The sequence below is a fragment of the Enterobacter sp. RCC_40 genome (assembly GCF_041360735.1).
GTDB lineage: Bacteria > Pseudomonadota > Gammaproteobacteria > Enterobacterales > Enterobacteriaceae > Enterobacter > Enterobacter ludwigii.
The window spans coordinates 67,405-88,373 of record NZ_JBFUPR010000002.1 but is presented as its reverse complement, the minus strand read 5'-3'; the positions used below and the strand labels follow the sequence as shown (position 1 = coordinate 88,373).

Genomic DNA, 20,969 nt, shown 5'->3' with positions numbered 1-20,969 from the left:
TCAGGTAAGGCGTAACTGATTTTATTCATCGGTGAACTCGATTATACGTTACGGGTAACAAGGCGTAGTTTTAATACCGCTAGTTCAAGGCTATATGCCACAGGATATCAATACAGGAGTAACAACTATGCCATATGTAACCACACAGGACGGGGTAAGTATTTATTTTAAAGACTGGGGCGATAAATCAGCGCAACCCATCATGTTTCACCATGGGTGGCCGCTGAGCGCAGATGACTGGGATAATCAGATGCTATTTTTCCTCGCCCACGGTTATCGCGTTATTGCTACGGACCGCCGCGGTCATGGCCGCTCAGACCAGGTGAGCCACGGGCATGATATGGACCATTATGCATCTGATGTTAACGCCGTCGTTGAGCATCTGGATCTGAAGAATGTTATCCATGTAGGCCACTCCACCGGTGGAGGACAGGTTGCTCGCTATGTTTCAAGATTCGGACAACCTCAGGGACGCGTATCAAAAGCGGTTCTCATCAGCTCCGTCCCTCCCCTCATGGTAAAAACTGACGCCAACCCAGATGGAACGCCGATTGAGGTCTTCAATGATTTCAGAAAGGCACTTGCCGCTAACCGCGCCCAGTTCTATCTGGATGTCGCCTCAGGTCCTTTCTACGGTTTTAACCGATCCGGTGCAGCAATCTCTCAGGGCACAATTCAAAACTGGTGGCGCCAGGGTATGAACGGCGGTGCGATTGCTCATTATGAGTGTATTAAGGCATTCTCAGAGACAGACCAAACTGAAGATCTGAAACAGATTTCTGTACCTGTTCTGGTCATGCAGGGCGATGACGATCAGGTCGTCCCCTATAAGAATGCAGCGATTATGCAGGACAAACTCCTGAAAAATAGTCAGTTAATTATTTATCCTGGTTTCCCTCACGGAATGCACACCACCCATGCTGATGTTATAAACTCAGATATACTGGCATTCATTAAGAAATAAAATCATTAACAGCATTATTCAGGGTAGCTATTCAGCTATCCTGAATTACGTTTTAATTTCATCCCTCCACCGCATTAAACCCCCTATCAGCGCCCCAACATGTCGTTATTGCGTGGTCAGGAGATCAATCATCGCGCGGGTGGCAGCGGACTGGCGCCGGTGTGGCGCGAAGATCACCGAGAACGGCCGCGAGCGCCCGCGAAGGTGAGGAAGCACCTCCACCAGTTGACCGCGCTGTATCCTGTCCTGGACGATAAATTCATAGCTCTGGCAAATCCCCATACCGTGTTCAGCCAGGGAGACGACACCCAGCACATCATCCGATGTTTCGATAGTTGAAGCGGGTAGCCAGTCCACATCGCGTTCGTCTTCCCGAAACACCCACGGAGCGATGCGACCGGTGCGCGGCAAAATAAACGGCAGACACATGTGTCGGTGCAAATCATCCAGCGTTTGCGGAGTCCCCATCCTGTGAAGGTACGCGGGTGATGCGACCAGCAGCAAAGCGGCATCCTCCAGTTTACGCGCGACTAAACCACTGTCGGGCATCTGACCCAAACGAATCGCCAGATCGAACCCTTCAGCAATCAGGTCGACGTTGCGGTTGGTGATGTTCAGATCCACCTGAACGCGCGGGTAGTGTTGGGAGAATCGCGCCAGCAAGGGCGGCAGACGATAGTGCCCGTAGGTAGTCGGTACACTCATGCGCACGCGTCCGGTCAGGTCGCCTTCCTGGCCCTGCCCATCACGTTCAGCTTCATCCAGCAGGGAAAAAGCAGAGCGCGCCTGCTCCAGATAAACTCGCCCTGCCTCGGTCAGGCCTACCCGACGGGTGGTTCGCTGTAAAAGCTGTCGTCCCAGACGCGTCTCAAGGCGGGAAACCGCACGACTCAACACCGAGGGCGTGGTGGACAGGGCGACGGCAGCAGCAGTAAATGAGCCGTGTTCAACGACAGCGATGAAGACCTCAACATCGCCAAGATAATCGAATTTTCTGCTCATTATGCTCTTTCAGGAACAAATGTTTTTCAATTCCGCTAATTTATCTCCTGTTGGGCGATGAGTAAAGTGTGCGCATTCATCACCAGAGGGTAAAATCATGGATCTTCAACTCACCGGTAAGACAGCACTCGTTACTGGCGCAACCGCGGGGATTGGTCTGGCCATCGCCCGCACGCTGGCGCGCGAAGGCGTGGCCGTCACCATTACTGGTCGTTACCACGCGAAATTGCAAAACGCCGTGGCAGACATTACCGCCGCTCAGCCTCAGGCGCAGGTCACCGCCATCGTTGCCGACCTGGGAAACGCTGAGGGGGCAAAAGCCCTGCTCGCGGCCTGCCCTGACACCGATATTCTCATCAACAACCTGGGCTTTTACGAAGCCCGAGACTTCGCCGACATCACCGATGATGAGTGGCTGAACATGTTCAACATCAATGTCATGTCCGGCGTTCGCCTGTCACGGCATTACTTCCCGCGCATGCTGGAACGCAACTGGGGCCGGGTGATTTTTATGTCGAGCGAAGTCGGCGCGTTCACGCCGCCAGACATGGTGCATTACGGCGTCAGTAAGTCGGCGCAACTCGCCGTTTCGCGCGGTATGGCCGAACTCACGAAGGGGACGGGCGTTACGGTCAACAGCGTACTGCCTTCAGCGACACGCTCCGACGGCATTATCGAATACCTGCGCCAGACCGCACCTGCACCGGGTATGACCGACCAGGAGATCGAAGCGAATTTCTTCCAGACCTACCGTCCCAGCTCTCTTATCGCGCGAATGATCGATGCTGATGAGATAGCCGCGATGGTCGCGCTGCTGGCAAGCCCGCTGGGCGCTGCCTCTAACGGTGCCGCGGTGCGCGTCGAAGGCGGCACTTTCCGCTCCATTCTTTAATGCAGCAGCCGTCATGACCTGAGGGGAATCAGTGTCCCCTGCTTTCCCCTATTTACCGGAGCATAGAAATGTTCAAACGTACCCGTAGTATGTCCGCCATCGCGATGGCAATGTTGTTCTCTTTTGCGAGCGTAGCCAGCGCAGCGAACCAGGCCCCTCTTGAGCGCTGGCGCAGCTATACCGGCGTAACCTGGAATACGCCTGAAAAGGGGGAAACGCCGACGCCGTTTTCCGGCTCGGTTAACGCGCCCATCGCAGGCATCCACTTTGATGCAAGGGGAAGAGCCTTTGTCAGTACCCCTCGACTGGTTTCAGCCGGTGCACCCGCGACGTTAAGTATTCTTGATACGACCGTGCAGACCGGACCGGCGCGCCTCACGGCATTTCCGTCCCGCGAGGGTAATGCGGTGGAAACCGCTCCCGATCAGAACCTGCGTAACGTGCTTGGCTTCTATATTGACCGTAAGAATGGCTGGCTGTGGGCCCTGGATATGGGGTTCGTCGCGGGAGAAGCGGAATCCCCCGTGGGTTCGCAGAAACTGATGGTGCTGGATCTGAATACCGGACGCACGATCAAACGCATTCCACTGGATGGCGTGGCAGACCGCAAGGCGAGCTTCCTCAATGATGTGGTTGTTGATGAGACGCGCCGTGTCGCCTACATCTCCGACAGCGGCTCGCGCAGTGCGCCTGAGAACCGCGTCGGTCTTATCATCGCCGATTTCGCAACCGGCACTGCCCGACGCGTGCTCGACCGTCATCCAGACCTGCAGATTGAGCCGGGTGTGAAAGTCGTCTCGCACGGGGCTGAAGTCTGGCCAGATCATCCATTACTGATTGGCATCAACGGTATTGCGCTGTCTCCGGATACCGGCACGCTCTACTGGACGGTGACGACAGGGACCCATGCGTTTGCGGTACCGACTGACATTCTGCGAAAGCCTGGTGCTGACGATACGCAGATTGCGGCGCAGATCCGGGATCTTGGTTCGGTGGGAGGCAATACCGACGGTATCGTGACCGATGCCAAAGGCAACCTCTATATCACCGATGTGACACACAACGGTATTGTCAGGTATAAACCGAAGAGCGGCTCAATGACCCTGATGGCGTCAAACGACGGCGTACACTGGCCGGACACACCGGCCATCAATCCGAACGGGGATCTGATCTTTACCTCCAGCAGCCTGAACGACCATTTTGCTGGCGCGGTCAAACCTGGCCAGGAGCGCTATGACGTATGGCGTTTACCCCTGAAGGCGTTGCAGGATAAGCACCAGTAACGCGACTGCGCATGCTCAGCACTGGAAACACTACACGCTCACAGGGACTCTCCTTGTGGGCGTGTGCATTACTGACGCCGGTGTATGCGAGATAACCGGTGCAGCCAGAAGCAAACGGGCAATGACAGCAACAGAAAAAGGCAAAATGCGGCCAGGAATGCATCCGTTGTAGTAAAATGCAGGACTGAAGCCGCCAGTCCCCCTGCGATTCCACTGAGCACTATCAGGCCAAAAAACACCCACCCGGTAGAGTACCAGAGAATATTGTTGATTAGTCTTCTTATCATCTGCTGAGTTCTGCGAATAATATTGGAATGAATAAGATATCGGTTTGAGAACGCCGGACATAATCCCTGCCGCCATATCAATGGGGCTGAAATCGCTGTATCCGAAACGACCCGTTCTTATCGGTATACATTGACGCTGAAACTGCCGGTATTATCAGAGTATCCAACCTCTGTATCGGCAATATACAGATGCAGGGTACCGCTCTGGGGAGTCGCCCATTTATATACTCCACCGCCTATATCATAACCTTTGCCAGAAGTATCAAATCTCGCCTTGAGCACCTTATCATTGCAGGTAATGAGCCCTTCTTTCACCCTGCCATCCGGCACCGCCAGCGCAAATTCTTCTTTACCGTATTTAATCCAGCCAGAGGCCATTATCGTTATCTCATCACCGGCATTCAGTTGCAGGCCTGTATTAATACCGGAAGGAATATTTGCAGGAACTTCTCCGGACCACTCTGGCTTAGCCGTCATGCTATTCTCCTTTATCAAACTTCATTAACATTACATTTGATGCGTGCTTTGCATCAATCAAAGACAAAACTCCCCTGCATGTGACAGACATCACACTAAGTATTCATAACGTTTCATCATGGATGCATATGAATATATTTATCTTTACCAAGCTTATGTCGAAAGAATAATTCGATTTCTTTTTTTACGCTGCGATTTATATAAATCCACCAACACAACCAACAACTAAGATACTGATTTATAATTGATTTTAATGTTAACTATAGGAGTAATCGCACTTTTAATCATGACTGTAATTATACCTTTAGTAAATTAATTATCTTACCTGACAGGCGGTAATAATAGGTACACAAAGCAGTGAGAGGGCGCATTACAGCACCGCCTGCCGTGATATCCGCCCAATAAAAAACCTCTACCTCTCAACTTAATTTCTCACCTCCACGACGGAAAAGGAATGGGTTAACAAGTATCCACTTAGTTACCATGCCTATTACTTTTTTGGTTTCAACATATACCTCTCACTCACACGCATTACCGCTCTGGAGTAACAAAATACAGCATGAGATTAATCCTAATATTTAATTCGCAGAACTGCAGCAGACGGGAGACGAACGAAAATCATCAGCATCATTTCCATAATATTATTTGCTGAGCGGCATATCTGTTTATATTCTGATTGTGAATGCCGTACCCCTTAGTAACAAAAACATTATCTGTAGGCTATTTATTACCTCATACCACTGACAAGCTGGACGCTCTACGCTGTCACGATTACGGAGAATTATATGACTGTTTCACCTGCATGGTCGGGCAATATTGATGCAACTGCTGACACGGGTATTAATACCGGACTTAAACTAAAAACCGGGCAAAAAATCAGTATTATTGCGGAAGGATGGATTAAATACGGTAAGGAAGACTACGCCCTGGCATCGCCATACGGCAGGCTAAAAGAGGGCTTTGTCTTACGGAACGATAAGGTGCTGAAAGCCCGATTCAGTGCATCCGGAAAAAGCTATGACATTGGCAGTGGTGTTTACCAGTGGTCGGTACCGGAAGACGGCGAGCTGATTCTCGTGGTCAGTGACTCTTCACATCGCGACAACAGCGGCGCTTTCAGCGCGGTTGTGTATATCGCTGAAGACGAAAAGAAAGCGGCGGCTCAAAAGGCGGACTGGAAAGGTCATGTTCCCGCAACGCGCAGTGACTGGACCCACACCGGCGTATCCGTGAGCAAAGGGGACAAGGTGATGCTGATTGCTGCCGGTACCGCTCAGTACGACAGCCGCGGTCGCAGCTTTGGACCTGACGGCGACAGCCAGCATCCGTCAGCACAAAAACCGGATCCCACTTTTGTCCTGCCAGAAGCACTGGCGGGGAAATTACTGATCAAAGCGGGTGAGCATATTTACGGTATCGGAAGCGGCGGTAGCGACTGGGAAGTCCCTGCTGATGGCGAAATTTCATTCATTTTTAACGATACAAATGTTGCGTCTGAATACGCCAATAATACGGGAGGCTATGACGTCAGGTTTGTTGTGCTCGGTTGAAATGCCCGCAGGGAGGCAACGTGCCATCCACTGCCTTCCCTGCCGGTTCACTGGAAAACAAAAATGAACGTTAATGGAGCCCCTGATATGAGCATTATGGACAATAAAAAAGTTGATTTGGTTTTCATCATCGACAGCAGTCTTTCAATGAAGGATGAAGCGGAAGCGCTCTGTGCAAAACTTGAGAGCGCCATTGAGGAGGCCAGAAAAGCCTGCCCTTCGGATTTACGAACTGATTTTCTGGGTATTGAAGGCGTTTTTGCCGGCACCAAATTTAATAAAACGGTCCGTCAGTTCCTGACGAGCGAGGCCGGTGCTAACCCGTCCGCCCTGAAAGGCAGAGAGTATGTCAAAGAGGGGAACCCCGCTCAGGAAGATGTGGCGCCTGCTGCGGAGGACGTTATCCGTCATTACAACTGGCGTGACGGCGCTGAAAAGAATGTTTTTGTGCTGGGAGACGAAAGTCTGAAAGGCGGGGAGATGACCCTGGATGCGGGCCGCATCAAAGCCTGCGATGATGCCATTGCCACCGCCCTGGAGTACGGTGTCAAAATCCACTCCTATCTGGGCACGCCTCATGTCTCATTACCTTATCCCACCCCGGATGATGAGAAAGCCATGGTTCGGGAATACAAGCGCCTAGCGCTTCGTACGGGTGGTGAGCATTATATCTACACCTCCGGCATTGCCGATTTTGCCTCGGTTTTAAAAAGCACCATTTGCGCCAGTAAGGCCACGCAACACGACAGCGTGGCAAACAAAAAAGAAGAAGCAGATGCGCTGGAAGGCAAAACGCCAGCGAAGACGCCTGATAATGGCAGCGATCTGTGCGCACAGGCCCCTGAGATTGTCCGGGCGGTGAATACGCTTGCTGATGTGCTTAAGAACCTGATTGACGCTTGCGCCAGCGACTGCCGTTGCAAAGAGAATACGCCCCCTTGCCCGTGTCAGGAACATCACAACAAACCGGTGACCCCCTCCTCACCCCCCGCTGCGCCGGACACTCCCCCTGTCAGTCCCGAGCCGCCAGCAAAACCATTCCTGGATGAGAGTAAGTTTACGAATAATCATCTGAATAACTGGCAGTTCGGACCGGCAACGCCTGAGCATGAGTTTTACTCAGAAGGTGGTGCGACCATGATTCGTTTTCCGACCACCAATGTTAAAGGCCGGACACACAATGGCGTGCTGCTTTATAAACATTATTCGGAACTCCTGCCGGGGAAACGCTATCGCTTCAGCCTTCAGGCTCGCAGGGACAATGACTACAAGGTGATACCCGAACTGTCACTGCGGGTGGCAGGCCAGGATATTACCTCGGTTACAGCACTTGCCGTGAAAGGCGAGTGGGTCACGCTGTCAGGAGAGTTTACGGCGGCGCAGGGCGATAATGTGCTGGAAATTTTCAGCCATAAAGCCAGCGGCGATGGTAACGATTTCAGCATTACTGGAATCACAGTAAAATCCGTCGATTGATTTTGTTACGCTGACTTCATTTCAGATATGAAGTGATGCCGGTTTGGCTACGCGTTGGTTAAACCAGGCATCACTGCTTAGCCAGTGTGCGTCACGCTTGAGATAACGTTGGTCTGGCCCGGTAATACACGGTGGGCATGATTACCCTCGTCGACAGGTTTACCTGAGCAGTTAAACCTGCGTGTTACCAGGGAAGCGCAATTTTCTCATCATTCGCTTTCTCGCCGTAATACAGAGAAGGCAGGAAACGAGACAAGAACGTGAACTCTGTATAACAGTGTCGCATAAGCGCTAATCCGACGTCATCGGCAGGTTCAGCGTGGTCGTCATTACTCATACCCAGAATAAACCGGCTACGCAGCACACACCCAAAAGGCGTATCCCGGACAACATGTAGCATTTGTCCGTCCAGCGGGTCGCCCTGACTATCCAGTTCAGTTTTTTCACCGAAGCCTATCCTTGCGGCAATGATTGCCGAGACACTCCCATCCGCCATTGCCTTGTCGACAGCCATTTCGCCAAATACCGATGCAGGGTGATGGAATTTAAGGCGCGCGGGAATGGGAGGAATTTCAGCTAATGATTCAACTGCATGGATGCTTGCGCCGTAAAAACTTTCCCCACGCTTCCAGTTGGCGTCCCATCCACGATGTTCAACATGATCAACGGGATGCCACCATTTTATATGCTGCGTCGTTTCAAAGAAGGTAAACCACCAGTTAATCATACGTCCTTTGCAGCCATGTAAATCAGTGCGTACGGCGACCAGCAGACTCCCGTCATCCAGACGTTTAATACCTGTCTCCAGCGGCATGGGAGAAGGATCAAGCAATGCCGAATAATCCAGCCAGGGCCTGGCAATATCGTGTTGTCGCATTTTTTTCTCCATTAGCATTGGGAAGTTCGAACTATTTAGGAAACGAAGTGCGTTTCCTAAACATTACCGATAGAATGGTCGTATGACAAGCGAAAAGGAATCTCAAGGATGACCCAACCAACCAAACCACGCGGACGCCCCTCAGTCCCTGAGGAAGAGGTGAAGAAACAAATCATTGGTAGCGCGATGGCCTTGCTCTTTGACAAAGGCTATGACGCCACAACAATTGAGGCGGTTGCATCGCATGCAGGCGTTGCCAAAAAGACCGTCTATCGTTTTGCGAAAAACAGGGAGGAATTGCTTGGCCTTTCGGTTCGAAACTGGACGGATAACTACGCCCCACTCCTGCAGAGCGATCCGACAGATAAGAATGACGTTTTACCGGCGTTAAGAAAATTACTGGCTGCGATTTGTGGTCAGGCGCTATCAGTAACCGCCGTGAAAATGTTTCGCCTTCTCAATACTGAATTTCCTGGTAAAGATAATCTCCTCAAGAAATACAATGAAAATGGCATAGCGCGTGGCCAACAATTACTCACTGAGTGGATTATACGACAGCAAAAACAGAGCTGGTTGCCGATGTTACCTGCAGATACCAGTGCCAAAGTCATACTCGCCATGTGTATCGCCGAACCTCTTCGGCAGGCGGCGATTGGTTTAATTGATCCCGTTGAGAAAATCGATATTGAGGCACATTTGGATTCTTGTATGCCTTTTATTTTACTTATATTCAGGCAAGATGATGAATGACATAGTACCTGGCGATTCGTGTGGAGTGTCACGCTTAGTGTCTGTTCAAGCTATACAACTACAGGTCGCTACGTACTTACATCTCTGATAGTAACTGTTAACCATAGCGGTAATGACGTGAATTCATATTTCTCCCGTTAGACACAATATTTTTTATATCAACATCAGTAAAGCCCCAATTCATGAGGCTTTTGCATGATTAGTTATAGAGAGCTCTTTTTCGCTCCCTCAATCTCCGCCTGACAAACATCATCATTTGTAAATGTATACTGTAGGTAAACATATCCCTGTGCAGAACTGTTCGCTCTGGCTTCGATAGAAATAGCAGCAATATTATTTTTTAGCGGCGTTTCTTTTGTTCCCTTCCAAGTGGCGGATAGGAAGCGCTCTTTTTTATTTAGCCCCATCATCCAGTCCTGAGGCTCTTTCCAGATTGAACCAGCCAGTAAAAGGTCTGTGGTTTCGGCCTTTCCATAAAGTGAGCTTAACGAGCTACTCAAATCTTCAAACCTTGATTTCAAAGCAAGCCCATAGCTATCGGTATCAATGTTTTTACCGACAGCCCTAATTTGACATAAGCCAGCTTTAGGCGAGATCAACAAACCATACATTTCAAAATCTGCGTTTTGCTTCGGTAGTTTATCGGAAGTATACAGATTCACGCTGTCAGGTAGTGGCTTTAGCTTTGCCCCGATCATATCTTCGATATTTTTCTGGGTTAGACCAGCCTCAAGCCCGAACGGGCCTTCAGCGGGCGGCAGCAGTGGGGGTTGTTCTTGTGTAGTTTTAGCCGTTGCTTCCTTCTTGCCACTGGCGGTTGCTGCATTATCCTGAATTGGTGCAAGCTTAACTTCAGCGAGACCATACTTAGCGGTTAGATATTTTTGCTGCAGCATAGCCATGCTTTGTTCTTCAGTGGCAACGGCTGATAGTTTAAGTACCTGTATCAAACCGCCAGTGTACTGGCTGGCATCTGCTTTAGCTTCGTTGATTTTTGCAGTCAGATTATCGATCTCTGTTTTAATAGAGGCCGCAAGTTCAGGGTCTGGCTTGGTACCAGAGACTACTACATCAATTTTGGCACCGGACTCAATAGCATTTATACGCTGCTCTAAAAGAGCCTTATTCGTTCCCAAAACTTCCAGTCTTGCGGTGGTTAAATTCTTGATCAGTCCACCAGAAAATTGTTGATCAACTTCTTTTGCTGCTGAGATTTCGCCCTCAGTCTGTGATAGCTCAGCCTTAAGAGCCGCAACTTCCTGTTTTTGTTCCGGGGTTAACTCTTGTGGCCCACACCCGGTTAACATCGTTATGCCCACTAATGTTGCAATCAAAGTTTTCTTCATATCCCTATCCCAGTTGAAAGTATTCGGATTAATCCTATCAGGAAGTTAGACGTATTAGAATTTGTCAGTCTTGGTCATGTTCAATGCTTGGTGAATGTCCTCCGACTGTTCCTGTTCGATACGCCTCACCAGTCTATCAGCATCCATACCTCCAGCCGTGCTAGGGTTGATGGCTCCCGATGTATCGTTGTAGAAATTCGATACAGCATCTTTGCCACGTCGGGGATGAGGTTGCATTTCGAGTCCTTTTTGCTAGTTTCTGTAAAAACTTTGGGAGCCTATAGAATGAACTCAGAAAGACGCGTCTCGCCTCTCAATCCCCGCCTTAATCGCTTTATTCAAGAAACACAGGCCGAACTCTTCCAGCTAATCGACAAATGGCGTTTTCTCAAGTCGGGTCATAAACTGGTAATTCCTCGCCCGAACAAAACAGATATCAGCTACGAGGGAGTGGTATTTTCCGGCTCTGTCAGGGATGTATTCTGGGGGGATTTTATTGACCCCTACATCAAGCTACGGAGCCTCGAGCTTATCAAGAAAACTCGAGAGCTCGCAGAAGAGTGCAATTTACCAACGGATGATGCCCTCAATGATATTGGCGATATGCTCTACGGAATGGTAATCAGGATTTATGACAGAATGGCTGAAACGGACCGCATACTGCGAGGGGATGGGATGACTTTCCCTCCAAAAACCGACGTATCCCGTCACATTCAATTTATGCAGGAAGTTATTGTTAGCGAGGTGAATGTAGAAAAGATGAAAGCAAATAAGCCCAGTTCAAATAATGTTTTTAATTTCAATGGTCCCAACAGCCCAGTCCAGATCGGTGACGGCAATACCCAGTCCCAGACTATCAATATGACTATCCAACAGCTTGTGGATGAGGTCGCCAGAAGTGGTGACACAGAGGCTAAATCAAAGCTTGCTGCCCTCCTGAAGAACCCGGTAGTAAACACGCTTTTGGGTGCGGCAGCAGAGACACTATTGTCCCAACTACTGAAATAGAAAAACACACGTTTAGATATATAAAAAACAGTTGTCTCAGTTGCCTCATTGCCTCAAAAATCACAAATAACTGTATTAAAAGGATTTAATTTCAAAATGTGAGGCAACTCAGGGGTGATTTGAGGCAACTGGCGCTGAAATCAGGTTGCCTCAAAAAAACCAATAAAAATCAGATATATTAATAAGATAGTAAAACAAACAAGCTCTGAGGCAACTGAGGCAACTAAAAATCATGTTGTTACTGCGTTTTTCTTCACCCAATTCAGGGGCAAACAGCAAAACATAAGTCCATGGCTGAGCATTATTGAGATGCTTTAACCGCGGCGTTTTAACTTGCCACTCTTTCCCGTGGGCAGGCTTTTTCAGTATCCCCCGACTCACTGAGAATTCTTGCGACTATGTCCTTATTGAAGCCATTGGCCACTTCATTCTTGAATGGATCAGGCAGGACATAAAGCAGAACCGGCTCGTCGAAGTCAGCCCCTTTATCCCTGTAGCCGTACAGTTCGTGAATCGGCAAATCACGCGGGTCATACATAATCCAGCGGCGCAAAGCGGCTCATACCGTACGCGTTGAGAAAGGCTTCGCACTGTTCAATGACCTGCTGGTATCCCTTGTTTCCGGTACCGAACTCGCGGACCCAAGCATTAAAGCTGTGCTGTATGGCATCGCGGCAGGTCTGTGCATCCCATCCGGTAATCACCTCCCCCGTTCGCTAGCGTTTTAGCTCACGGTTGCCACCCTCCTCCGCGCCCTGCAGCTTGCCCGTGCCGTTAAACAGCGCGTAGGCAGACTTATAGATCTCCACAGGGTCAAACCCCCTGACCGATTTCATCCAGGGGCATCAGCGCCTCATTGTGGGCCGCTGCTTCATTTGCCAGCCCCAACGCCGTCCCGTACTACGTCAGGCGTAACAGATCAGGTTTTCCGTACAGGCTGGCGGCAACGTTCGCGGTCGTGGTTTTACCTGCACTCGACTGTTCGTAGAAATGCAGACCAAAGCCGTTAGCCATCTTGTATGGCTTGTCCTTTGGCTTAGTGGTCTCGACCTGTCGGGCGTTTAGCTTCATTGGAAGTATCTCCTTTAGACCGAACAGCATATACCCCCGAATATACCCCCAAAATGCTGTAGATTAAGGAGTACTTCGCTAGACCTCAAAATAATGAGAAAGGGCTTAAAGCTAGAGTATAAAGGGTTCCAGAGGACTTGAGTGGGCTTTGAGAGATGCTTGAGTGGTGCCGATAATAGGAGTAAAACACAGAAAATAACCACATGTATTTACTGTGTTTTATTTTTAAAAACAAGGTAGATACCCGAATTGATACCCGTTTTTGATTTCGCTCCCGATTGAGGAACAAAACGGGCTATTCAGTAGCCCTGTACCACGCCTGCCAGCGATATTTATCCAGCCGTAACTGGCGCAGGCATTCCGCTGTTTCGATGTCCGCCTGCAGATCTTCGTCGCTGTCTGTTCCAGCTTTACTCGCTCCCTTGCACGGCTCCTGCATCAAATCCGCTGATGGAGTTGGCCGCATCGAGGGCTCGCTGCCGCAGCTGCACAGCATGATCGTCAAAATCGCACTTAATATGATTCGGGTCGTTAACATATTTCACCACGTCTCGGTAAATGGTCCGGTAAATCACCTTGCCCTCTGCGCTGGCCGCTGCCGCTTTCTGCTCCCCGCTGGCGACGGCTTTCTCAGCTTTTTTGTTCTTTTCTGTATGCTCGCTGTTTACCTTGTCGCTGTGCGCATACCAGCCTTTCAGGTAACCGGCATAATACGTACCAACAAAGAGCGCCAGCAGCACGGCCAGCGATAACAGCTTCGATTTAATGGTCACAGGTCTATCCCCCAGCATGTCAGTGCGCTTTCTTGATCCCGGCGCTCAACCTGACCATAACAGCCATTCTTCTGGCCTTTGGTCAGGCGGCAGTCGCGGCCACCGTCTTTAATCCACCAGCGGATCGCCTCGCATGCACCTTTACGGTCACCGGCATTGATGCGCTTATAGAACGTTGAGGGGAAACATTTACCGGGGCCGATGTTGTAAGGGCAGAACGAAGCGATACCTGCTTTCTGTGGTTCAGTCAGCGGCACCTTTATATTCCGGTCAACCCAGGCGAGAGCCTTATCCCGTTCGATGGCATTTACCAGGTCACATTTCGCCTGCGTCAGCTTCATGCCCTGCATCACCGGTTTACCATCAACCATCGTGGCGCCACGGCAAATTGTCCAGATGCCGCCCCCGTCTCTGTACGCCGTGAGGCTGTTGCCCTCTTTCTCATTCAGGAACTGATCGAGGATTTGCGGGGCAGAAGCGCCAGCAAGAATCAACCCCAAAACAGCTGCGCTGAGCTTAGTTTTGCTGGTAGCCATTGTCCCGAGCCTCTTTCCGACGGTCATCTTTGATTTTGAAATAGAGATTTGTCAGGTAGGTGAGCAGACCCAACAAGAGACTGCCGAGTACCCCAATAGCAGCCCACTGGCTTGGACTCACTTTATCGAGGAGTTGCAGCAGCCAGTAACCAAAGCTGCCAATAGATGTGCCGTACGACAGCCCCGCCGCTGCGTCTGAAAGGTTGTTCATCCTCATACCTTACCCCCAGAGGGAATTTTGTTTAGTTCGGCGAGGGTAAGGCTGACTAGCGGTCGGAATCCCGACTATCGAAACTTACGTAAAAATGATAATCTAAAATACCAATAACAAAATCAGTTAAGAATATGAATGTTAAAAGCTTCCGAGAAGATATTAATGGATTAAGGGCTCTGGCTGTTTTATCAGTTGTAGCATTCCACTATTCAGATCAGACTATAACTGGCGGATTCGCTGGTGTAGATGTTTTCTTTGTGATATCTGGCTTTTTGATGACATCTATAATTTTTAGGGGTCTAGAATCAAACACCTTCTCTATTTGGTCATTCTTAAAGGCCCGCGCAAAAAGAATTGTTCCAGCCTTAACAGCTGTAGTTACTTTAATGCTTATTGCTGGATATCTTTGCTTTGATGCAAGCTCGTATCAATTAGTAGGTAAGCATGCATTAAGTAGCTTGACATTTGTTTCGAATTATATATATCAATCAGAAGCAGGGTATTTTGACACTGAGTCCAAAGGAAAGGCATTACTACATACGTGGTCATTATCCGTTGAATGGCAGTTCTACATCCTATACCCAATAGTAATATATGCTCTTAGTAGAATCATTTCCTTAAAAAGCCTGAAATTAGTAATCCTTGTATCTGCTTTGGTATCATTTACTTGGTGCGCCTATATCACTATGCGAGATCCTGTGTCATCGTACTTCATGCTATATTCAAGAGCTTGGGAAATGATGCTGGGAGGGATAGCATTCATATACCCGATTAAGTGCAGCGATAAAAAAAGGAATTACATTGAAATCGCTGGTCTGGCAATAATATTATTATCATTATTTACAATAAGTGAATCGACACCATGGCCAGGATACATAGCATTATTACCTGTCTTCGGCGCATATTTATGCATCCTAGCCAATAACAAAGATTCTGTTTTTTCAGGTTATCTTATAAGGAAAGTAGGGCTTTGGTCTTATTCTATTTACCTCGTTCACTGGCCTGTATTAGTAATACTCCACAAATTAGATATTCAAGTGGCATTCCAATGGTATCTGGCTTTCGTATTGTTTATTTCATACATTATTTATGAATGCATAGAGAAAAGACGGAATTACGGGTATGGGGCTGTCGCTTGTTTCATGGTAGTGATCATTGCATCATGGTATGTCAGTCTTGACGGAGTTGCCAGCAGAGTATCAAATCAGCAATACAAACTTCCCAAGGCTCAGTTCAGAAGCCTTAACGAGGGGCATTTGGGGTTAAATTCAGTTGAAGATGTTCAGTATTTCAATGCAGATGAAAAGAATTTTGATTATATTTTGATAGGTGATAGCCATGCCCGACACTACTATGCATACTTTAAATCAAGTGGTATGAAGGTTGCCTCACTTGCAACTGATGGTTGTGAGATTACAAAGCACTTCATGAATCCCCTTAATTGGTCAGAAAAAATTAGAGAAATTTGCAAAAACAGATATATCAAAGCCGTTGAATTTATCAACGCGCATCCGGGCAAAAAGGTTATATGGGCAATGACATGGCGTAACGGGGAGATCGGCGAGCCAACCACAAGCAATACCAACCTACCTAATGATATTATTAGCGAGATGGATTATTTCATTGATGATGTAAATGGCTCAATGAGCGACTTGTATATAATAGGTGATACACAGGGCAGCAAGCGAATTATGTATGAATGCCTGGCGAGTATGGAGCTGCCTATAAATAGATTATTAAATAGTTGCGAAACGCATCAAGAAGAAAGGGTAATTCCAATTAATAAACGTTTCATTGAGTACACCAAGACTCATAAAAACGTACACTTTATTGACCCTACTCCTGCTTTATGTAGCAATGGGAAATGCATTATTGTTGATGGGAACGAGCCCGTATACACTGACACCAATCACTTGACAAAAAAATACTCAATTAAAGTTGGTGAGTATATCTTCTCTAAAATCAAATCCAACTAAAATAAAAGGGCCGAGTTAGTCGGCCCTTTCTTTTAGAATGAAACATTCAACTGCATAGAGTTTGTTCCAGTATTATTTATTGTTATCGTCCCCAATGCGAATGTTGACACATAGAATCCAGAATTCCCCCGAGCCGTTACTAATGGTAAAGAGAACGGAGTAATATTGCTGTTTGTAACAACTACAGAACCAGATGCAGGAAGAACAATTCCACCAATTAGAGTTGGATCCGCTCCGCGTGTATTACCAACGAATTTCAGTCCAAACCTTGTTGTTGGATAAGATAACGGAGTCTTTGTAGTGTCATCGATATGATTACCCCGAATAATCAAAGTGCCACCTGTTGTGACTGTATCATCACCTATTGCAATGGCAGCTGGTGAAGATGCTCCAACGATCCCACTAAAAGCATTGCCGCTAATGTTCATGAATCCAGGGAGTTTCCAGTAAACTGCATTTGCATCATGTTTGATGAATGTTCCGAAAACACTTGAGGAACTATTTATTGCCGACCCTTTATTGTTCGATATATCAACGTATTCAAACCCCATACTATTGATTGATGACGCTGAAACATTCAGTATTGAATTATCAGTGATACCTAGGTATTTTCCTCTTATCGTTGAAGATGTTGAGGACGTGCCTCTCTGACAGAAAATGCCTGGGCCGGATGAGACACCACGTATCGTGTTCCCTGATATCTTAATATATCCATTATCTGAAGCTCTTATACCATAAAGAGTAGATCCGTAAATATTATTGCCAGCAATATTTACATTGCTATAGACGGAGTCATCATCAAAACCAAAATGATAAATACCACATCCGGCACATGATGATATTGTATTACCTATTACAGTAATTACTGAGTTTACATCCACTGGCCTATCTATGAAAATCCCATTGCCACCACAATCACGAATTGAGTTGCCGGATATTGTACAGACTGACGGATATGTGACCGCAATCCCATTAGACGCAGCGTTTATAACAACATTATTTGCAATAAGACACTCCCTTGCATACGCTCCTGTTTCATGACTATGCCCTATTAAAATACCATGGAATTGCAGATTCGCCTCAACGACACAGTTCGTGACGATTGAGTTCTGGCTATTCATTGAAATGCCCGTATTTCCAGCCTTATCGGAATAACAGGCATTGATAATGGCTTTATTACCGCCAGAAGTTCCGATGCAAGATTGGCCGCACTCATAGCCGCGACAGTTATCCATCCAGACCTCATCGCAGAAGCGAGTCATTAACCCTTCTTTGTCACCCTTTTTAATGACGCAGTTTTGGAAGGAAACGCGGGCGCATTGATAGGCATGGATAGGACATCCCCACGAACCGGTAGCCAAATAGTTATCGTTTTTTGAGCCGATTGCAGTACAGTTTACCGCGGATATATCGGTGCAGTTTTCGAAATGAATACCTGATACGTTAGCAGACGTATAGGATGTTTTATTTGCATAATCCACGATGGTGGTTATGTTTTGGACATGCACATTGCTGGTGTCATGTGCATATATCCCACCCTTCATCGACCCGTAAAGCACGTTGATCGTACCGTTGATTATGCGCATCGGCTTGGTGACTTCGATATCAGTGACTGAGTACGTCAGGCCCTGTAGATCCATTGTCGCACCGCTCGGCATTGCAGCCACGCATAAGGTGAATGCCGCAGTGTCGTTTGAGCCGTCTGCCTTCGCCCCGTAACGCAGAGGGCTATACTTCACAAGCAGATTGTCAACAGTTGTCATGCCAGCGCCTATCAGACCTGCACCGGTCGATTTTGCCAGCTCTATAAACACATCAGCAGCTGAGCCTGATGGAGCCGGGATGTTAATCGGACGACCGAAGCTATCCCAGGCGAAAACCTTATTCGCTCTGTAGTTCGCGGGGGCCAGCATATCCACGCTTGACTCAGGCACCCGGAGCGTTCTGGCAAAATTGGCATCTATTTTCTGGTTAATGATGTCAGCGCTATTTGCCGCAACGGTATCAACATAATTTTTTGTTGCGAAATCCTGCTTTTCAACAGGATCTGCTCCATTAGAAATTCGATATCCCTCTGCATTATACGGGCCGCCAAGTAACGGACGACGAAGAGCCAGACCGAGATAAATAAATGACCTTTGAATTGCCATCCATAAACGGTCAAAATCTTTATTCACAGTATCGGCCAGCAGATCGCCGTTGTCCTGGTAGTCGGTTAGCCGGTAGGTTGGGACTACCCGCTCAAGCATAACCACTGAGCCGCTCGCTGGTGGAGTTAAAAACACCACATCCCCACCACCTACATTTCCCGCACCTGATACGGAATAACCACTCGTAATGACATCCCCGTTTATTGTCACCTGGATGTCATTAGCATTGATGATGTAGAACTCAAAAGGAAAGACGGTCGTCAGGCCGTTGGCATTATAAATAATATAGGGCGTCTGATTCGGTACCGACATGGTGAGGACCTCTGGCAGGGTTAGTAATCGACGTCGACCAGATGATCTCCGTCACTTAACTGCCAATCTTCGCGCGCATGTCCGGTCGGAATCCCGACCACTTTACCTATACGCACCGGGGTCTGACTGATAGCACCAGCGCCGGAATCAATGAAGTCGTCTGGCTGGTTGGCCAGCGCCGGATTAAAGTCGCGCATCTGGTCATAGACAGGGCCGTCAAGCACGTCGGTGTGCGCCCACAGGAAACGCGACGACAGCGGTGCTTCAAACGCATCGAGGATGCGCTTTTGCTTGTTGGTAATGCTGAATTCTTCACGTACGCCGCACCCGGTACCTTTGAGTGCCTGACGCAGCAATTTGCCCGCGAAGCTGCCGGGTCCGTTAACCTCAACGCATACCACAGGGATCTGATATTTGAGCACCAGCTCTTTGATCTGCGCCACCTGGCCGCCGGTGATCTTGTCGTTATCGTCAAACTCTGCCAGCTCCCCGGTAAGTTCCTGGCAAATGTGCCAGTACAAATGCCCTCTTGCATCCGTCAGCATCAGCGAGAACGCCGAAGCATCGGCCTTAACTTTACCTGTGGCCACATCCCACCAGGCGACAGCGCCAACAATTTGCACATTACCCAGCCAGAGCGAGGCCGTACGGTTCGCATAGCGGATCTGCGGGTGGAGGTTATACTCACGGATGCGATCAGGATCGAGACGTACTTCTCCGACAGGTTTACTGTGCAGCTGGTACTGGCTGTCCCATTCGTTGACTGTGCGGCATTCTTTACGGCGTAGTTCCAGCTCTGCACGGTCGAATCGCTCCGGCCAGGCACAGCCGGAATAGAAATCGATAACCGTCTCTGGCGCAGCAGCAAACTCTACCCCGTCAGCAGTCAGCTTATAGTCGACATCTTCAACAAGCAGGCGCGCGGCTTTGTGGATACCCGCAAAAACATACTCCGGGCGAAACGGCAGAACGTAGCGCAGCTGCGTGGCATCTTTCGCCTCGATGCGCTTTTCTTTATCGAATAACTTAATAGTCAGGCAATCAGCCCCGGCGGCTTCCTGCTCGTCATAAAGGCTGTCATGCGTGTGCGGCGTACCGATGAAGAGTTTACGGCCGCCGGGGATCAGAATGTGTGTCTGCTCGCTCAGCCGATAGCGCAGTTTTTCGCGCGCCTCCGGCGTCTGGATATTGCCAGGTACCTCTACATCGTCGTTCTGGCACTCGTTTGCACGGGAGCCCGTAACGTTCGACAGGATGCCTTTAGCGAACATGCTAGCGTTACGCATATCCAGCGAGCCGTTTACCCACCACTGTTCAACGGTGCCGATACCATCCGGCAGCATGCCTTTTGTCAAAGGGTGGTTGCGTAATACGTTCTGCGTATCGCGGCTGGTTTTACGCGCGGTGGGGTCGGATTCAGACTGGTGCAAAATGCGGTACTGCCGATCGCAGTAGTACCGCCAGGCGTTGTAAACGGCCAGAATGGTAGATTTACCGAAGCCGCGAAAACATCGCAATACCGCCAGGTTACCGCGATGCTCCAGCCAGTGGCAGGCTTTGTAGTGGCAGTCGGGAACATCCCAGTTCATCCGCTCTGCCCATATCAGGAAGAAGGCCAGAAAGGAGATCATTTTTTCCCTTTCTGAATACGCTCGATAATGGCGGCCGCTTCCCGTTCGGCTTTGCTAACCTGCTGCCCCAGTTCGAACGCTTCATCATCCTCTGGTGTATTGCCTGACGGGGTGCCGCCGCGTGTTTGCATGCCTACCAGAGAATGCACCTTAATCAGCAGGGTCAGTGATGCGGCTGCATTCTTCTTATCCCAGTAGCGATCGCCGCGCTCCTGTTTGGTAAGCTGGTCTACGCGCTTATTACCTCCCGCCCAGTTCTCAGGGTCAGCTTCCTCGAGTACAGCATTGGTGAGTTTATCGGTCAGCGCCGTCAGGCGTGTTTTGTAGTCAGCATGCATAAAAAAGCCCCATGATTCTCCATGGGGCTATGATGGCTCGGGTTTAAGGTCGGAAT

The 20,969-nt window shown here is 48.9% G+C and carries 18 protein-coding genes and 1 pseudogene; 8 read left to right on the top strand and 11 right to left on the bottom strand.

Annotation, left to right across the window (positions count from 1 at the left end; all coding sequences use genetic code 11):
- The first annotated feature begins 127 nt into the window (after positions 1 to 127).
- Positions 128 to 964 (top strand): alpha/beta fold hydrolase, encoded by an 837-nt coding sequence (locus AB6731_RS08460; RefSeq protein ID WP_371006177.1) that lies wholly within the window; start codon positions 128 to 130, stop codon positions 962 to 964.
- 105 nt (positions 965 to 1,069) lie between these two features.
- On the opposite strand, the gene AB6731_RS08455 is transcribed toward AB6731_RS08460, so the two are convergent.
- On the bottom strand, positions 1,070 to 1,966 hold the full coding sequence (locus tag AB6731_RS08455; protein WP_047355621.1) for a LysR family transcriptional regulator: 897 nt from the start codon (positions 1,964 to 1,966) through the stop codon (positions 1,070 to 1,072).
- A gap of 97 nt (positions 1,967 to 2,063) precedes the next feature.
- On the opposite strand from AB6731_RS08455, the gene AB6731_RS08450 reads away from it, so the two are divergent.
- A complete protein-coding gene (locus AB6731_RS08450; protein ID WP_371006176.1) occupies positions 2,064 to 2,858 on the top strand; it encodes an SDR family NAD(P)-dependent oxidoreductase in 795 nt (264 codons plus the stop codon).
- 68 nt (positions 2,859 to 2,926) lie between these two features.
- Positions 2,927 to 4,141 carry an L-dopachrome tautomerase-related protein gene (locus AB6731_RS08445; RefSeq protein WP_371006174.1) on the top strand — a complete coding sequence of 405 codons (1,215 nt, stop codon included), beginning with the start codon at positions 2,927 to 2,929 and terminating at the stop codon, positions 4,139 to 4,141.
- Between the two features lie 404 nt (positions 4,142 to 4,545).
- Here AB6731_RS08445 and AB6731_RS08440 read toward each other — a convergent pair whose 3' ends face one another.
- Positions 4,546 to 4,905 (bottom strand): LecA/PA-IL family lectin, encoded by a 360-nt coding sequence (locus AB6731_RS08440; RefSeq protein ID WP_284942198.1) that lies wholly within the window; start codon positions 4,903 to 4,905, stop codon positions 4,546 to 4,548.
- Between the two features lie 785 nt (positions 4,906 to 5,690).
- Here AB6731_RS08440 and AB6731_RS08435 point away from each other — a divergent pair.
- Positions 5,691 to 6,455 (top strand): LecA/PA-IL family lectin, encoded by a 765-nt coding sequence (locus AB6731_RS08435; RefSeq protein WP_063156359.1) that lies wholly within the window; start codon positions 5,691 to 5,693, stop codon positions 6,453 to 6,455.
- A gap of 87 nt (positions 6,456 to 6,542) precedes the next feature.
- The gene (locus tag AB6731_RS08430; protein WP_371006173.1) at positions 6,543 to 7,931 is read left to right on the top strand and encodes a carbohydrate binding domain-containing protein; all 1,389 of its coding nucleotides are present in this window, start codon (positions 6,543 to 6,545) and stop codon (positions 7,929 to 7,931) included.
- A gap of 184 nt (positions 7,932 to 8,115) precedes the next feature.
- Here the strand turns inward: AB6731_RS08430 and AB6731_RS08425 are convergent, their stop codons facing one another.
- On the bottom strand, positions 8,116 to 8,808 hold the full coding sequence (locus tag AB6731_RS08425; RefSeq protein ID WP_020885264.1) for a DAPG hydrolase family protein: 693 nt from the start codon (positions 8,806 to 8,808) through the stop codon (positions 8,116 to 8,118).
- A 108-nt stretch (positions 8,809 to 8,916) separates the two neighbouring features.
- Between AB6731_RS08425 and AB6731_RS08420 the strand changes: the two genes are divergently transcribed.
- On the top strand, positions 8,917 to 9,558 hold the full coding sequence (locus AB6731_RS08420; protein ID WP_371006172.1) for a TetR/AcrR family transcriptional regulator: 642 nt from the start codon (positions 8,917 to 8,919) through the stop codon (positions 9,556 to 9,558).
- Positions 9,559 to 9,761: 203 nt separating this feature from the next.
- Here AB6731_RS08420 and AB6731_RS08415 read toward each other — a convergent pair whose 3' ends face one another.
- Positions 9,762 to 10,904 carry a hypothetical protein gene (locus AB6731_RS08415; protein ID WP_182268241.1) on the bottom strand — a complete coding sequence of 381 codons (1,143 nt, stop codon included), beginning with the start codon at positions 10,902 to 10,904 and terminating at the stop codon, positions 9,762 to 9,764.
- A gap of 285 nt (positions 10,905 to 11,189) precedes the next feature.
- Between AB6731_RS08415 and AB6731_RS08410 the strand changes: the two genes are divergently transcribed.
- Entirely contained in the window at positions 11,190 to 11,912 is a 723-nt protein-coding gene (locus tag AB6731_RS08410) for a hypothetical protein (protein WP_126547853.1), read from the top strand.
- Between the two features lie 261 nt (positions 11,913 to 12,173).
- Here AB6731_RS08410 and AB6731_RS08405 read toward each other — a convergent pair.
- The 4 genes and pseudogenes from AB6731_RS08405 to AB6731_RS08390 form a co-directional block, all read right to left on the bottom strand.
- Positions 12,174 to 12,923: pseudogene (locus tag AB6731_RS08405) on the bottom strand (DUF927 domain-containing protein); the annotation flags it as partial.
- A 470-nt stretch (positions 12,924 to 13,393) separates the two neighbouring features.
- Positions 13,394 to 13,756 (bottom strand): hypothetical protein, encoded by a 363-nt coding sequence (locus tag AB6731_RS08400; protein ID WP_371006171.1) that lies wholly within the window; start codon positions 13,754 to 13,756, stop codon positions 13,394 to 13,396.
- Entirely contained in the window at positions 13,753 to 14,292 is a 540-nt protein-coding gene (locus AB6731_RS08395) for a lysozyme (RefSeq protein ID WP_371006170.1), read from the bottom strand. Before AB6731_RS08395 ends, AB6731_RS08400 begins: the two co-directional genes overlap by 4 nt.
- Positions 14,273 to 14,503, bottom strand: a complete 231-nt coding sequence (locus AB6731_RS08390) for a phage holin (protein WP_059312318.1) — start codon at positions 14,501 to 14,503, stop codon at positions 14,273 to 14,275. Before AB6731_RS08390 ends, AB6731_RS08395 begins: the two co-directional genes overlap by 20 nt.
- Positions 14,504 to 14,637: 134 nt before the next feature.
- Between AB6731_RS08390 and AB6731_RS08385 the strand changes: the two genes are divergently transcribed.
- Positions 14,638 to 16,482, top strand: coding sequence for an acyltransferase family protein (locus AB6731_RS08385; RefSeq protein WP_371006169.1), 1,845 nt, complete (start codon positions 14,638 to 14,640; stop codon positions 16,480 to 16,482).
- A gap of 32 nt (positions 16,483 to 16,514) precedes the next feature.
- Here AB6731_RS08385 and AB6731_RS08380 read toward each other — a convergent pair whose 3' ends face one another.
- Genes AB6731_RS08380 through AB6731_RS08370 form a run of 3 tightly spaced genes read right to left on the bottom strand, consistent with a single transcriptional unit; the run spans position 16,515 to position 20,913 of the window.
- Complete coding sequence (locus AB6731_RS08380; RefSeq protein WP_371006168.1) at positions 16,515 to 18,944, bottom strand: phage tail fiber protein; 2,430 nt, start codon at positions 18,942 to 18,944, stop codon at positions 16,515 to 16,517.
- A 20-nt stretch (positions 18,945 to 18,964) separates the two neighbouring features.
- A complete protein-coding gene (gene terL, locus AB6731_RS08375) occupies positions 18,965 to 20,575 on the bottom strand; it encodes a phage terminase large subunit (RefSeq protein WP_371006167.1) in 1,611 nt (536 codons plus the stop codon).
- Positions 20,572 to 20,913, bottom strand: a complete 342-nt coding sequence (locus AB6731_RS08370; RefSeq protein ID WP_371006166.1) for a hypothetical protein — start codon at positions 20,911 to 20,913, stop codon at positions 20,572 to 20,574. Before AB6731_RS08370 ends, terL begins: the two co-directional genes overlap by 4 nt.
- Between the last annotated feature and the right edge of the window lie 56 nt (positions 20,914 to 20,969).